At 63.4% G+C, this 15,067-nt stretch carries 13 protein-coding genes and 1 tRNA gene; 7 read left to right on the forward strand and 7 right to left on the reverse strand.

The features are described from left to right. Positions 1 to 9: 9 nt before the first annotated feature. From AC1RT8_RS15725 to AC1RT8_RS15745, 5 genes are all read right to left on the reverse strand, one after another. Entirely contained in the window at positions 10 to 591 is a 582-nt protein-coding gene (locus AC1RT8_RS15725; RefSeq protein ID WP_493076598.1) for a hypothetical protein, read from the reverse strand. 210 nt (positions 592 to 801) lie between these two features. Beyond that, positions 802 to 1,335 carry a GlcG/HbpS family heme-binding protein gene (locus tag AC1RT8_RS15730; RefSeq protein WP_493076599.1) on the reverse strand — a complete coding sequence of 178 codons (534 nt, stop codon included), beginning with the start codon at positions 1,333 to 1,335 and terminating at the stop codon, positions 802 to 804. A gap of 109 nt (positions 1,336 to 1,444) precedes the next feature. Beyond that, positions 1,445 to 3,544, reverse strand: a complete 2,100-nt coding sequence (locus AC1RT8_RS15735; RefSeq protein WP_493076600.1) for a TonB-dependent receptor — start codon at positions 3,542 to 3,544, stop codon at positions 1,445 to 1,447. A gap of 240 nt (positions 3,545 to 3,784) precedes the next feature. Beyond that, positions 3,785 to 4,693 (reverse strand): hypothetical protein, encoded by a 909-nt coding sequence (locus AC1RT8_RS15740; protein ID WP_493076601.1) that lies wholly within the window; start codon positions 4,691 to 4,693, stop codon positions 3,785 to 3,787. A 222-nt stretch (positions 4,694 to 4,915) separates the two neighbouring features. Then, positions 4,916 to 5,003: transfer RNA gene (locus AC1RT8_RS15745), tRNA-Ser, on the reverse strand. A gap of 148 nt (positions 5,004 to 5,151) precedes the next feature. On the opposite strand from AC1RT8_RS15745, the gene hspQ reads away from it, so the two are divergent. Beyond that, positions 5,152 to 5,532, forward strand: coding sequence for a heat shock protein HspQ (gene hspQ, locus AC1RT8_RS15750; protein ID WP_272627605.1), 381 nt, complete (start codon positions 5,152 to 5,154; stop codon positions 5,530 to 5,532). Between the two features lie 74 nt (positions 5,533 to 5,606). Here hspQ and AC1RT8_RS15755 read toward each other — a convergent pair whose 3' ends face one another. Further along, entirely contained in the window at positions 5,607 to 8,357 is a 2,751-nt protein-coding gene (locus AC1RT8_RS15755; protein ID WP_493076602.1) for a TonB-dependent receptor plug domain-containing protein, read from the reverse strand. Positions 8,358 to 8,633: 276 nt separating this feature from the next. Between AC1RT8_RS15755 and AC1RT8_RS15760 the strand changes: the two genes are divergently transcribed. From AC1RT8_RS15760 to AC1RT8_RS15780, 5 genes are all read left to right on the forward strand, one after another. Beyond that, on the forward strand, positions 8,634 to 9,278 hold the full coding sequence (locus AC1RT8_RS15760; protein ID WP_493076603.1) for a glyoxalase superfamily protein: 645 nt from the start codon (positions 8,634 to 8,636) through the stop codon (positions 9,276 to 9,278). A gap of 176 nt (positions 9,279 to 9,454) precedes the next feature. Beyond that, positions 9,455 to 9,832: a 50S ribosomal protein L21 gene (rplU, locus tag AC1RT8_RS15765; RefSeq protein ID WP_493076604.1), complete on the forward strand. Its 378-nt coding sequence runs from the start codon at positions 9,455 to 9,457 to the stop codon at positions 9,830 to 9,832. A gap of 13 nt (positions 9,833 to 9,845) precedes the next feature. Further along, complete coding sequence (gene rpmA, locus AC1RT8_RS15770; protein ID WP_493076605.1) at positions 9,846 to 10,115, forward strand: 50S ribosomal protein L27; 270 nt, start codon at positions 9,846 to 9,848, stop codon at positions 10,113 to 10,115. A gap of 171 nt (positions 10,116 to 10,286) precedes the next feature. Beyond that, positions 10,287 to 10,832: a GNAT family N-acetyltransferase gene (locus tag AC1RT8_RS15775; RefSeq protein ID WP_493076606.1), complete on the forward strand. Its 546-nt coding sequence runs from the start codon at positions 10,287 to 10,289 to the stop codon at positions 10,830 to 10,832. A 182-nt stretch (positions 10,833 to 11,014) separates the two neighbouring features. Then, on the forward strand, positions 11,015 to 13,507 hold the full coding sequence (locus tag AC1RT8_RS15780) for a TonB-dependent receptor plug domain-containing protein (protein WP_493076607.1): 2,493 nt from the start codon (positions 11,015 to 11,017) through the stop codon (positions 13,505 to 13,507). Between the two features lie 33 nt (positions 13,508 to 13,540). On the opposite strand, the gene AC1RT8_RS15785 is transcribed toward AC1RT8_RS15780, so the two are convergent. After that, positions 13,541 to 14,401 carry a metal-dependent hydrolase gene (locus tag AC1RT8_RS15785; protein ID WP_493076608.1) on the reverse strand — a complete coding sequence of 287 codons (861 nt, stop codon included), beginning with the start codon at positions 14,399 to 14,401 and terminating at the stop codon, positions 13,541 to 13,543. Positions 14,402 to 14,467: 66 nt separating this feature from the next. Between AC1RT8_RS15785 and AC1RT8_RS15790 the strand changes: the two genes are divergently transcribed. Beyond that, entirely contained in the window at positions 14,468 to 15,052 is a 585-nt protein-coding gene (locus AC1RT8_RS15790; RefSeq protein WP_372848325.1) for a TetR/AcrR family transcriptional regulator, read from the forward strand. Positions 15,053 to 15,067: the final 15 nt, after the last annotated feature.

Below are 15,067 nucleotides of genomic sequence, written 5' to 3' on the forward strand. Positions count from 1 at the left end.
TACGAGCGGTCAATTGGTGTCGACGGCGAAGCAGTAGAGGAGACCTTGCCCGCCGGTCCGGCGCATGTCGTCCTGGCTGCATCCGCGACTGGCATGAGAGGAATTCCATGAGCCGTTACCGCCGCCGACCTTGTCGACATGGCCGAGTTGCGCGGATCCCTCGCGATCGCTGGTCCAATTGTGGCAGGTCTTGTCCGTCCCATCCGGGAAAGCGCGACCGTCGGGCTGCGTGCCGGTCATGATGTCATGGGCGTTGCCGATCTCGCCAAAGCCGGAAATGCGCTGCCCCTTTTCGCTCAACCCGGTCGGGCCGCCGAGCATGATGCCCTTGCGTGCCAGTTCGAGCGTGTCGCCATGCAATTCGCTGAGATTGGCGGCGATCTGCATGCCCTGCTGGTTGAACCACGGCCCCTTGCCGATGCGATCGCGCGCGTTGACCGCATTCGGGCCTTGAGTGGAAAGATAGGCATGCCACGTCACGCCACCGCGGGCGACGGCGGCGGCGAGCCGCTGGCAAAGCGCGTCGCCGCCGGCGATGCCGCCCAGATTTCCGCCATCGCCGATCGGTTCGCTCGTCACGAAAAAGCTCATCGGCCCTCGTGGCAATGGCGGGGCGGCGGGTTGGTTCGGCGCGGCGGCTCTACCGCCCTCCTGCTGCATGGCGATGGCAGCTGACAACGCAACGACGCAACCTGTGACGGCCAGCATGAAATGGGTGATCGGTTTCACGGCAGCTGCTCCTGATTGGGGGTTGGTGACTTCATCGAGATTGACATGATCCGGGTCGGCCGGGGTTGCCGTTCACGGCTTGTCCGCCGAATGCGGCGCGAGCGCGGCTGGCGGCACATCCTTCGGCGCGAGGCCGACCGCCTCCAGGCCGGCCATCGCGCATTGGTGATCGTTGATGCTCACGCCGCCGCCGACACCGATCGCTCCGATCGCATCCTTCCCGACCATGATCGGGATGCCGCCGGGGGACATGAGGACATTCTTGAGGCGAATGAGTTCGGGATTGAGCGGACCGGTGTCTCGCCCGACGCGGCGCGAATAGAGCGCACCCTCGGCCTTCAGCCGCGACGTCTCCATTCCCATGTCGGTCGTGCCCTCGACGCGGAAGAAGTAGATTACCTGGCCTCGGGCATTGAGGATGGTCACGGCTTCGCGCCAGCCATTCTTCTTGGAAAATTCGATGCAGGTGTCGCCGATGATCTTGGCGGCGTCGGCCGACAAGGACGGAATCTGCACGACATTCTGGACCGGGGTCTGCGCCCGGCTGCCGCCGCTCGATAGGGTTGCTGCCAGCGCTGCCGCGCCAATTATCGCCAACGTCCGCATGTTGTTCTCCTTTCAGTCCGATGAGCCGATCGGATCGGCGTGCTGCTCTCGTTCATGTCGGCCGGCGGCCTGCCCCGGAGCGGCGCGGCGCCGCCTCGGGACCGGTCACCTAGAATTTATAGGCCAATCCAACCTTCCATTGCCGGGGAGCGGCGATCTGCGCCGCGGATCGTGGCGCCCCTAATTCCGCGGCGCTGAAAAAGTGCGAATAATAACGATGATCGAACAGGTTCGACGCATAGGCGTAGAGGCGTAAGTTGCCCTTCTGAATATCGGCGCCGAGATTCGCGATCCGATATGGTTTGCCGTGATATCGGCCGACCGGATAATAATATTCGGTTCCGACAAACGAGACATCGCCGCGCGCGCCGAGTTTGAAGCCGCCGCCGATGTCATGCGACCATTCCAGGCCGATGCGTCCTTGATATTCGGGTGCGTATGGGACGGTGAGCCCCTGTAAATTGATCGTTGTTTTCGTATTCGGATCGAAGAAGAGTGCGCTGCTCCATTCCGCGCGAAGAAGACTGAAGCTGCCGCTGGCCTCCAGTCCAGGAAGCAACGGGACGAAAAGGTCGAACTCCGCGCCATAATTGTTCGATGCGCCGACGTTCCGGATGACGGTGACGGTCTGCGTCGTTTGCAATTGCGTCGTCTGATACAGGCGGTCGGTGTATCTTATATAATATACCGACGCATTGAAGCGCACCCGACCGGGCAATGTCGTCTTGATACCCAGTTCGTAATTCCAGGTCTTTTCGGGACGATAGGTGATGAGTTGGGGCACGGTCGGCGCGACGAAGGCCTCGAAAAGCCCACCCGGCGTCTGGCCGCGCGAAATCGTTCCGAACATCATGATGTCCGGAGTGAATTTATGCGTCAGCGAGAATTTCGGAAGGAACGCGGTCGTGGCCGTTTCTCCTACCAGCCCGGCATGCGGATCCCACAATTTCGCGATCGACCGGCCGAGCCGCGCGCCCGCTTCGATTTCCCAATTGCCCACCGAGTATGTGGCATCGCCGAATACCGCATATTCGCGGTTCTGGTTGCGCGCGTCGCTGGTCGAGACCGCGCCGCTCGACGTTACCGAGTCCAGCCTGCGGGTTGGATTGTTGGCCTGAAAAAAGGCGCCGACGAGCCACTTGAACGAGGTGTGATCGTCCCCCGCCAGGCGTAGTTCCTGACTGAAGACATCGCGGCTCCCATGCGCATAGCCCGTCAGGATCGGCAGCGCGATCTTGTCGACGTCGGTGACGGTCCGATAGTTCGAATGGAACGCCGAGGAAATCGACGTCAGCACCAGATCGTCGCTGAACTTGTGCTCGATATTCAGCGATCCCGAATAGATGGATCGCACGAAGATGTTCTGAGTACCGTGGTTGATCGTATAGGTGACGTCGTCGGGAGAAGCGGGCGTCGGATAATCGTTCGAGTTCTGGGTCTTGAGCCAGTTGGCGGCAAGGTACAACGTGGCGCTGGTCCTGGCGCTGTCATGCGCCAGGGTCAGCCGTAAACCATCCTCGGTGGATTTGGCCGCCTTGTCGGTATCGAGCACCCGATTATAGATATAGCCGTCCGTATAATTGTGGGAATAACTGATCCGGGCATCGAGCGCGCCTGGGATGATCGGCCCGGACACGGCGATATCGCCGTTCCGCGTGCCGTAATTCCCCGCCTCGATCGACGCCTCTCCCTGGAAGGTATCGGTCGGCCGCTTGGTGATGTACTTGATCGCTCCGCCGATATTGCTGCCGCCATAGAGCGTCCCTTGCGGCCCCTTTAGAACCTCGATTCTCTCCAGGTCGCTGAACCGCGCAGTCTGGCCTTCGAAGACCTGGACGCCGTCATTGTAGAAGCCGACACCCGGCGTGAGGCCGAACGAACCGACACCCCGGATGGTGACGTCGACGGTGTTGTCGGCCTTGGTGCGTATGTCCAGGCTGGACGAGAATTTGCGGAGATCGTCGACGCTGTTGACCTGAGCCGACTGGATCAGCTTGCTGCCGAGGATGTCCATCGTCACCGGCACCTGCTGCGCATTCTCATTGGACAGGCGCGCGGTGACGATGATGTCGTCGGGTGACGCGGCATTCTGATCCGTGGGGCTGGCAGCTTTCTCAGGCGCGACCTCCTGGGCGCGCGCCATACCCGTACCCGCGACCATCGAGGCAAGCGCCGCCCCAGCCATATAGACTTTCACCGCCTTGGTCATGCTCCTCTCCCTCCTTTTTTTGCATTTCACGCGCCCGGCTTTGCCCGTATCGACGCGATTCAGCTATTTATATATAACATTATATTATAGGTTTTAAGCTTTATCGCAGGCCGGCGCTCCCGGCAAGAGCCTTGGAATAATGCCGCGGCCAGGAGCACAGGGTCGCGAAGCGGAATGGATGTCGCAGCCCGGCCGAGACCGCAGTCGGCATGCCCACCGCGAGGCGACGGGATGTTCGGCTTATTGCGGAAGATCGAACCCGAAGTGCTTCTTCTCGGTCATGTCCATATGGATCCTCAGATTCTCGTCGGCGACGTACTTGTTGCCGTCGAGACAGAAATCTTCGCCCATCTCATCATGAACCCAGAGCTTGTAGACCAGGATGTTCTTGACGGGCTGCGTGAAGGCGACGGGATCGTCGAGGATCACTTCGATCGTCAGCGTCACCGGATCGGTTCGAGTAAACCGCTCGGTGACATGGAGCGCTTCCGAATGCGGCATGCCGGGCGATGCGGAGAGCGAGAATTCCTTGCGAAGGCCGATGGTGTCGACCACCAGCGTCTTGCCTTCCCAATGCCCGATCGAGTGACCATTCGCGGTCGGGATCAGGTCGTCGGGGCCCGGATGGCCTCGACCATCGGTATAGACGCGCCTGACGGGCGACATCCGCTCGTGCATCAACAGCACGCGGCCCGGAGCCTCGACGATCTCCAGCGGCGCAGGATAGCCGACATAATCCTTGTACAAGCCGTTCGGCCAACAGAGTGCACTCGGATCGCCATAAGGATGTCCGGCCCGTTCTGCCTGCCGCCGCGCGTCATAGACTTTCTGCCACGCCGGCTGGTAAGGGAATTTGTCCTGCCCATAGGCGTCGCGGAGCGGCAATTGCGTGCCGTCGAGAAGGAAGAAGCGTTCGAGCGGCACCTTGGGATCGGGGCGCCAGAATCCAGATATATTCGGCACGTTGGGATCGGCATGGTCGAGATCGAGTTTGCCGAGATCGACATCGGACGGCGTCGCCGCACGAGGCGCGCTGGCATCGGCCGCTCCGGCGCCGGACGGCGTCTGCGCCTGATTTGGACCGGATGCGATTGTGATCAGGACGGCTCCCGCCAGGAGATGCCGAATCCTCTCGAAGCCATGCTTCATAGCCCGCCCCTCTCCATAATGCGTCCGACGGCGCCTATTCTTCGCCTGCCCGACCAATATCCTATAGACCATAACAATGGGCTTTTAAAGCATCAATGCTGACGTGCCACCTGAAGTGTGACCGACTCTTGAGCAGAGTCCGACGGCGAAGGAGTCGGACGGAAATGAAGCGGAGCGGTTTCCTGCTCAGTCTCTGCTTCATCGCTGATATCGAAGACCAGGTGGCGGAGAGGGTGGGATTCGAACCCACGGTACCTTGCGGCACAACGGTTTTCGAGACCGTCCCAATCGACCACTCTGGCACCTCTCCGCAGAGGTCTTTGCGAGCAACCCAGGCCCGTGAAAGCAAGGGGTACCGGTCGAAGAGCGCGGGCCTCTAACGCAAAGCCAATCGCCGCACAAGCACCGGTTCGCGCCTATCCGCTTGTGCAGCGCAAAAGAGTCCTTAGATTGACGTCATGCCTCGTGCCCATATCCCTGCTCACCCCTTCGACGCGACGATCCCCCTGCCGCCCGTGTCCCATGCGCGCTTTGCCATCGGCGATGTCGTGCGGCATCGCATGTTCGATTTCCGCGGCGTCATCTTCGACGTCGACCCGATCTTCGCCAACAGTGCGGAATGGTATGAAGCGATTCCGGAGAATATCCGTCCGCGTAAGGACCAGCCCTTCTACCATCTGCTCGCGGAGAACATGGAATCGAGCTACGTCGCCTATGTCAGCCAGCAGAACCTGATCGCCGACGACACCGACGAGCCGATCGACCATCCGGCGATCTCCGACCTGTTCACCGATTTCGCCGACGGGCGCTATCAGCTGCGCCGCGAGCACAAGCACTGATCAAGCGTCGGGCGTGAACGTCAGCGAATAAAAAAGGGGAGCCGAAGCTCCCCTTTTTCATGCCGAGCTTCAGGTCAGAAGTTGATCGCCACGCGCCCATACACGAATCGGCCGTTGAAGCCGAACGGCGAGAAGCCGGTATAGGGCAGATACTGGAAATTGGCGGGATAGACGCCGCCCACCGCGGCCGGGCGCGCGCCGGTCGGCCGCCGATCGGGATAGACATCGAAGATATTGTCCGATCCGATCGCCAGGGTCACCGTCTTCGCGAAGGTATAGCGGATCTCCAGATCGGTGATGAACTTCGCACTGAGCACCTGATCGTCCGGCCCCAGATCGACCAGGCTGGTCGGGTTGGCGATCGGCGTCGCCGCATCGGGCGCGACGACCTCGCCATAGCGCGTCGTGCGGGCGGTGATGGCGAAGTCTCCGATGTCGCCCTCGGCGCTCAGCACCAGTTTCGAACTCGGCTGGCCGTCGGTGAAGCGGATTCCCTCGACCCGCCCGAACAGCACGAGGTTCGGGATCGCCGCGAGCGGCCCAAGCGCGTTGAGGCGCTTGTCGATCTTGTTGCTGCTGTGGTTGTACGCCGCGGTCAGGTTCCAGGTACCGAACCCGCTCACGGGCGTGCGATAGCTCACCACCGCATCGACGCCCTGGGTGGTCGTATCCAGGCCGTTGATGAAGAAGCGCGCCGCACCGACGCTCTGATAGCCATTTGCGTCCAATATCGCCTTCACGGCCGCGTTGACCACCGCGGTGCCGCTGCCCGCCGCGCCGAGATTCTCGGTCAGCACCACGCGGTCGCGGATCTTGATGTTGTAATAGTCGACCGTGATGTTGAGCCCGCGCAACGGATTGGCTGTCGCGCCGAAGCTCAGGTTCAGCGATTTTTCCGGCTTCAATGGCTTCGAGCCGAGCGTCCTTGCGACCGGGCTATCGACCGCGAGCGTGCTGATATCCACCGGAAGGCCGCCGATGAAGTTGGTCGACGTCGTCGTGAAATATTGCTGCTGGAGCGACGGTGCGCGAAAGCCGTTTGAGATCGAGCCGCGCAGCGCAAAGCCGGGCGTAAACTCGTACCGCAGGGCCAGCTTGCCATTCACCGTGTTGCCGAAATCGGTGAAATGCTCGAAACGGCCGGCGACCGTGCTGGTCAGGCCTTCGACGATATCGGTGTCGAATTCGATATAGGCGGCATAGCTGCTGCGGCTGCGATCGGTGGTCGCCGATGCGGGGATACCGGGAAAGCCCTGCGCCCCCGCAGCCGCGGCACGCCCCGGGAAACTGCAGATGCCGGTCGCCACCGTATAGACGCCGCCCAAGGTGACGCAGTTGGCCGCCGTCGTCGCGACCGAGGGCTGAAACAGCGGCCCGGCGGCATAGGATTGCACCTCGCCCGGCCGGATCTTGAAATTCTCGTTGCGGAACTCGGCGCCGACAGCGACCGACAATGGTGTCGCGAAACCGACATCATAGGATTTGGAGAAATCCGCATTGGCGACGATCTGGCGGAAGGCCAGGCCGCCGGCATCGAAGTTGCGCTTGCTCGCCGTGCCGAACGACGTGTTGAGGCTGTTCTCGACGCGGTAGTCGAACTGGTTGCGCCCCGTGCCGATCGACAGGTCCATGCCCCAGCCCATCACGTCGCCCTTGAGGCCGATCGTCGCCGCATAATCGTCCAGGTCGGTGGCGATATAAGGCAGGAAGCCGTCGGGCGTCAGCGCGGTGAAATTGGCGGCGCTCGGCGTCGTCGCCGGCGTGATCGACCCATAATCGCGGTTGGCGGCGGTCACTTGCTGGCGATAGTTCGCCGCACTCAGGCCGTCGCGGTGGCTGTAGGAACCAAAGGCGTAAAGCTCGAGCCCGCCGACGGGCACGCCTGCATTAACGAAGACATTGTAGTCCTCGGTCTTCGCGTCGCCATATTTGAAGTTGAGCCGGTTGAAGGTCAGCTCGCGCGGGTCGAACGCGGCGGTCGGGCGGTTATAATTGGGCCTGATATCGGCGCCGGAACGGTTGGTCGCGTTGCGGTCGCGATACTCGCCGGTCAGGTTCACATAACCCTCGCCGATCGGCACGCCGATATTCGCCGCGAGCGTCGTGAACTCGCCGTCGCGCGCCTTGCGCTCGCCGTTCGAGTTGACCGCGAACACGCGCGAATCGGTGGTGCTGAGGAACGGCGCGCCACCGGTCGTCTGCAGCCCGGTGACATTGTCCACGCCGTCCAGGGTCGTGATGTATTTGCCGAAGCTCGCCTGGGCGCGGCCGCCATTGGCGGCTTTCTTGAGCTGGATGTTGATCACGCCCGCGATCGCGTCCGAGCCATATTGCGACGAAGCGCCGTCGCGCAGCACCTCGACCCGCTCGATCGCCAGCGCCGGGATGGTATTGAGATCGACCGCGGCCGATCCGCGGCCGACCGTGCCGTTGATGTTGAGCAGGGCGGAGACGTGCCGGCGCTTGCCGTTGACCAGCACCAGCGTCTGGTCCGGGCTCAGGCCGCGCAAGGTCGCCGGGCGCAGCACGTCGGAGCCGTCCGAGATGGAAGGCTGCGGGAAATTGAACGACGGCACGAGCTGGTTGAGGATCTTGTTGGTCTCGCCCAGGCCCGATGCCTCCAGCGACTTGGAGGAAATGACGTCGATCGGCACGGCACTGTCCGACGCGGTGCGATTGGCGACGCGCGTACCGGTCACGATGATCGTATCCTCCGGAGTCGCATCCTCTTCCTGCACAGGCGGCGCGGTCTGGGCGTGGGCGGGTGCGGATAGCGCGAGCGCCGAGGCGGATACGGACAGGATGGAAAACATCGATCGACGCATTGGAGGTCCCCTCATTTTTACGGGGGATGTCCCCCTTATGACCTCAGCCTATGCGCTATCCTCCCCCGCGCCATGGTAATTAGGACCAACCCGGACGTATTTGAGTTTCTGTGGCCCTGCGAGCACAATCACCTAGCTGCCACTTGGCTACCGAGGCTGGTCGATTGACAGGGCGCAGGCGCAAAACCTAGTCTCACACCGCTCTCCCGGGGTGCATCGGCATGGTGCCGAAAGGGCCAGGCCCGCCCGCTGACACTCTCAGCCGGAGCCCATGCCATGCCCAGTTTCGAAACCTATCGCAAACACGCCAAGCTGCTGGTCCGCTGGCATGGCGAGGGCAATTATTCCGTCGGCGGCAAGCTCCGCCTGTTGCACCGCTATCGCCACCTCACCGATCGCGAGGCGCTCGACATGCCTCTGCCCCTCGGCCTCGCGCAGGAGATCATTGCCGTCGAAGCGGGCTTCCCGACCTGGGCGGCGCTCAAGGCCGGCCTGGATGGCCTGGCGCAGCCAAGGGCGGAGCCTGCGCCGCCGTCACTGAAGGGCATCACGCCCATCCTGTTCGCGCGCGACGTCGCGGCGGCAGCCGCCTGGTACGGCGAGAAGCTCGGCTTCACGGTGGATTTCCTTCACGGCAACCCGCCCTTTTACGGCTCCGTGTCGCGCGACGGCCTGTGCCTGCACCTGCGATTCGTGCACCAGCCCAATTTCGCCGAGCTGGCGGCGCGTGAAGGCTCGCTCATCCTGGCGACGATCGAGGTGAGCAACGTCAAGGCATTGTTCGAGGAGTTCGGCACCCGCGGCGTCAAGGTCGCGCAGGGGCTCGTCAAACAGGCCTGGGGCGGCACGGATTTCCACGTCCGCGATCCGGACGGCAACGTCATCTCCTTCGTCCAGTATCGCCCGGCGACCGTCCCCTGACGACGTCCGTGGCGTGGACGACTCGCGCACGAGCCCCTATATCGCCCCGGCATGGCCCCGCCGACCGGCGGAAGGGCAATTCGGCGTTGACAGAATCGCCTGTCTCCCTTAGCTGCGCCCCTTCTCCCGCCGGGCATGCCTGCGCGGGCACATGCATTTGGAAAGTGATTGAGGCCATGTTCGCAGTGGTGCGCACGGGCGGCAAGCAGTATCGCGTTGCCGCTGGAGACAAGATCGTCGTCGAGAAGCTCGACGGCGAAGCGGGAGCGTCGATCACGCTCGCTGACGTCCTGCTTGCAGGCGAAGGCTCGGAGCTGAAGTCGGTCGAGGGCCTGACGGTCTCCGCCGAGATCATCGCCCAGGCGAAGGCCGACAAGGTCATCATCTTCAAGAAGAAGCGTCGTCACAATTATCGCCGCAAGAACGGCCATCGCCAGCAGCACACGATCCTGAAGATCACCGCGATCGGTGCCCAGGAGAAGAAGGCCAAGGCGAAGAAGGCCGATGCAGCCCCCGCAGCAGCTGAGGGCGAAGCCCCGGCCGCCCAGGCGTAAGGAGTAGTTTCAGATGGCACATAAGAAAGCAGGCGGCTCCTCGCGCAACGGTCGCGATTCGGCCGGCCGTCGTCTCGGCGTGAAGAAGTTCGGTGGTGAAGTGGTCGTTCCGGGCAACATCCTGGTGCGTCAGCGCGGCACGAAGTTCTATCCGGGCACCAATGTCGGCATGGGCAAGGATCATACCCTGTTCGCCCTCGTGGACGGCCGCGTGTCGTTCAAGGAAGGCAAGCTTGGACGCAAATTCTGCTCGGTAGAGATTATGGCGGCTGCCGCCGAATAAAACGGGTAACCGGTCGGGTTGCCCACTTGGGCGACCCGGGTTTTCGCAAGAGAACCGAAAAAGGGAGACGGGTCGCCCCGGCTCCCTTTTTTCATGCTCCCTCCCCACCCATTGTCGTCCCCGCGTCATCCCGGCGTGCGAGCGGCGATGCGACCGACGAGGAGGAGTACCATGTTCGCTCGGACTGCAAGATTGACGCTGCGCCCCGGCTGGCCCGAGGACGCACCGGCGCTGACCCAGGCGATCGCCCATGAGGCGGTCGTGACGAAATTGTCGCGCGCGCCCTGGCCTTATACGCTCGCCGATGCCGAGGAATTCCTCGCCCGCCCGCGCGGCGGCGAGGACGCGCGCTTCGTGATCCTCAGCCATGAGGCGGAGTATCCGCGCATTGTCGGCACCATCGCGATGTGGCTCGATGACGATGCCTGGGAACTCGGCTATTGGCTGACGCCCTCGGCCTGGGGCCGCGGCTATGCGACCGAGGCCGGGCGCGCCGTGATCCAGATGGCGCGCCACGCGCTCGGCGTGAAGCATGTCCGCGCCGGGCATTTCGTCGACAATCCCGCCTCAGGCCGGGTTCTGACCAAGCTCGGCTTCCGGCCGACCGGCGATATCGTCCCCCGCCATTCGCGCGGGCGCGGCACCGAGGTGCCGTGCGCGGTGTTCGAACTCGATCTCGACGAGGGCCGAATGTGCGACGTGAAGATGGCCGCATGACCCGTCCTCTCCCCGGCATGGGGAGAGGACGGCATGTCCGTTTTCGGCGCCGGCTTTAGGCGCAAAAACGATTTCTTCGCATCAATTCCTACTGAATAGGGGGATAATGGTAACCCGCTGATCCGTGGTGCAACCTTTGGCCAGATTATGGATTGGGAAGCAGAATAAAGGGGGTTCCATACATGACTTCGCGATCCGTCCTGGCCCTGGCAGTGTCCGCCATTGCTCTCACTTATGGCTCGATGGCCGCGGCGCAGGAGGTACCCGCCCCCGCCGACACGGCCGATGCCGCAGCGCCGGCAGATCAGGACGATATCGTCGTCACCGGCACCCGTACCACGGGCCGTTCGCGCTTCGACAGCGCGTCGCCGGTCGACGTGCTGAGCAACGCCACCTTGCAGCGTCAGGGCACGACCGAACTTGGCGCCGCGCTCTCGGCGGTGGTGCCCTCGATCGACTTCCCGCGCTCGTCCGCCGTGGACGGTACCGATTCGATCCGCCCCGCCACCTTGCGCGGCCTCTCGCCGGACCAGACGCTGGTGCTGATCAACGGCGTCCGCGCGCACACCTCGGCGTTGCTCAACACCAACGGCTCGGTGGGCCGCGGTTCGGCAGCAGTCGACCTCAACACCATCCCGTCGGTCGCGCTCGACCGGATCGAGGTGCTGCGTGACGGCGCCGCCGCGCAATATGGCTCCGACGCGATCGCCGGCGTGGTCAACCTCCGCCTGCGCGAGGCACGTAGCGGCGGCGGCGCGACCGTCACCTATGGCCAGTACGTCACTGACGTGAAGACCGCGCGCGGCCAGCGCAACGAGCATGACGGCGAGACGGTCACCGTTGCCGGATGGCAGGGCTTCGCCCTGGGATCGCAAGGGTTCCTGACGCTGTCCGCCGAATATCTGAACCGCAACGCCACAAGCCGCGGCGATTTCGATCCGCGCAAGACCCCGATCCGGGTGCGCTCGCGGTTTGGCGACCCGGAGGTGGAGCAGTACAGCATCTATGCCAATGCCGGCTACGGATTGGGCGACAGCGGCTGGGAGTTTTACGGATTCGGCGGCTATCAGCACCGCGACAGCACCAGTGCGGCCACCCCGCGCATCAATGGCGGCACCGACAACAATCTCAGTGCGGCGGCTCTCGCCACCCTCTATCCCGACGGCTTCACCCCGCTGATCAACGTCAAGTCGGAGGATGTGACGCTCACTGAAGGCCTGCGCGGCGAAGTATCCGGCTGGAAGGTCGACCTGAACCTCTCCTATGGCCGGAACAAGCTGACATTCTACACGCGCAATTCCGGCAACGCGACGTACGGCGCCAACTCCGCCCGAGAATTCTATGACGGCAGGCTGGTCTACGACCAGATCGTCGGCGGCCTCGACGTCTCCAAGGAACTGCCGCTGGGCGACGGTACGATCAACATCGCCGGGGGCGGAGAATTCCGCCGCGAAGGTTTCCAGATCGGGGCCGGCGACCCGGCATCCTATGATCGCAACCCAAGCCTCCCGACTCCGGCGCCGTCCACACTGGGCTCGGGCGCCCAGGGCTTTCCTGGTTTCCAGCCATCGAACCGGGTCGACGTGCACCGTTCGAACGTCTCCGGTTATCTCGATATCGAGGCCAAGCCGGTCGAGGCACTCACCCTGGGCGCCGCGGTCCGCGGTGAGAGCTATTCGGACTTCGGCGAGACCGTGAACGGCAAGCTCAGCGCGCGCTACGAATTCGCGCCCTGGATCGCGATCCGCGGCACTGCCTCCACCGGCTTCCGTGCGCCGTCGTTGCAGCAGCAATATTTCACCTCGACCGCGTCGGTGCTGAGCAATGGCGGGATCGTCGAGACGGGCCTGTTCCCCTCGGTCAGCCCGGTCGGCACCGCACTCGGCGGCAAGCCGTTGCGTCCGGAAAAGGCCACCAACCTCTCGGCCGGCCTGGTGGTGCGCTCGGGCGGCTTCGATCTTTCGGTCGATGCCTATCGGATCAAGGTACGCGATCAGATCGCCCTGTCGGAGAATCTCAGCGGCACCGTGGTCGCCGCCCTGCTCGCGTCCAACCCCGCATCCGCCAACGTCACCGCCGGGCGCTTCTTCCTCAACGGCATCCGTTCGACGACCAAGGGTATCGACGTGGTTGCGCACTACCGCGCAGTGACCGACGGCATCGGCACGTTCGATTTCACCGCCGCCGGCAATTTCAACGACATCAAGGTGACGCGTGCCCCCGCCCCGGCAACGATCACTGCCCTGGTCAACGGGGTCTCGACCAGCGTGGTCCTGCCGATCTTCAGCCGGCAGCGAATCATCTCGTTCGAACAGGGCACGCCGCGCACCAAGATCGTCGGCACAGTCGACTGGTCGCTCGGGGATCTCGGCGTGACGGCACGCGGCTCCTATTATGGCGACGTCACCCAACCGAGCAGCAACGGCTTTGCCGAGGACGACATCCATACCGGCCGCCACACCATCTTCGATCTGGAGGCACGCTATCAGGTGATCCGCAACATCAACCTGGCGGTGGGCGCGAACAATCTGTTCGACACCTATCCCGACTATGTGAAGCTCACCTCGTCGCGCGGGACCATCCTCAACAGCACGGGCCTGGTCGGCTTCCCCTATTACTCGCCGTTCGGCTTCAATGGGCGCTATCTCTACGCCCGGCTCGGCGTGACCTGGTAAAAGGGCGGAGGGCCGGTTCGCCGGCCTTCCCCTTCAGGCCGCGACGGTCTCGCGGGGCAGGATCGCCGCCTCATATTCGCTCTCGTACATGCCGATCAGCTTCCGATCGTCATGATTCCACGGATGGAAGCTCGGCCAGAAGAAAGCGAACCATTGCCCGGCAACCTTGCGCGCCATGCCGGGCCGGCCGAACGCATACCAGAACATCTTCGCCCACACCCTGGGCCCCCTAAGCCCGTCCTGCGCCAGCAGGTCGAGCATCCCGCGCGTCCGGCCGCGCGTGAAGTTCGCGGTGACGCGCAACATCACCAGCGCCTTCACCTTGAAGCGTTGCCACTCGCTCCAGTCCTGCGTTGCGTGCAACCAGGTGTCATAGGCGACGCCCTTGTGTTCGATCTCCTCGGCGGCATGCCAGCGCCACAGATTGGCGAACTCCTCCTCGCCCCCGGCCAGATGGCGCGGATTGGCGAGCAGCTCATGCGCGATGATCGCCGTGAAATGCTCGAGCACCATCGTCGCGGTCAGGTTCGCGATCGGCGGGCGACCCTTGGTCAGGTCGAGCCCCTGCTGCACCCGAGCCTCGAGCCGGCTGATGTCATAACCCTGGTCCACGACATGCCGGTTGAACGCGACATGCTCGCGCGTGTGCATCACTTCCTGCTTGATGAACGCCTGGATCTCGCCCGCCAGCTTGGGCGGCGTGCCGTCGCGAAAGGCGCGGACGCTGTCGACGAAAAAGGCCTCGCCCTTGGGAAAGGTCACCGACAACGCGTTGTAGAAAGCCGTAGCGTAAGGGTCCTGGTTGAGCCACCAGCGCCCCATTCGCGCCTCGCGGCCGAACCGGCGATCGCGCGGCGTGATGGTCAGGTCGCCGGGAGTGGTTGCTTTCGCCACGAAAACCTCCGAACAGATAGAAACATGGGTCGCTTACAAGACTGTCAATAGGCTTTACTTACACTAGTGTCAATAATTCGCAAACGTCTCAGCCCGGAAGAATCACGCGAAGCCGCGATCGAGGCGGCGCGCGCGCTGCTCGTCGAGGAAGGGCCGCAGGCCGTCACGCTCAAGGCGGTCGCGGCACGGATCGGGCGGACCCACGCCAATCTCCTCCATCATTTCGGCTCGGCCGGCGACCTGCAACGCGCGCTGATCAAGCATCTCGCCGACAAGATCACCGCGCAGATCGGCGCGGCGGCAAAACGCGCCCGCGAGACTGACCAGAATCCGCGCGAGGTGGTCGATATGACTTTCGACGCCTTTGCGCGCGGCGCCGGCGCGATGGCGTCCTGGATGATCCTGACCGGCAACCAGGATGCGCTCGATCCGATCCTCGAGGCGATCCACAACCTCGTCGAGGAATTGTCGGAAGATCATGCGCCGGGCCGCATGACGATCCATGAGGAAACGCTCCAGCTCGTGCTGACTGCGCTCGGCGACGCCTTGCTCGGCGGGCCGATGGCGAAGGCGCTCGGCCTGCCCCGCGAGAAGGCGCGAGAGCTTGCCGCCAACGTGCTGATGGCGTCGCACAAGGGCGAAAACGCCTGATCCACGCCTCTACTG

The sequence above is a fragment of the Sphingomonas sp. GW821-FHT10F11 genome (genome assembly GCF_058809095.1).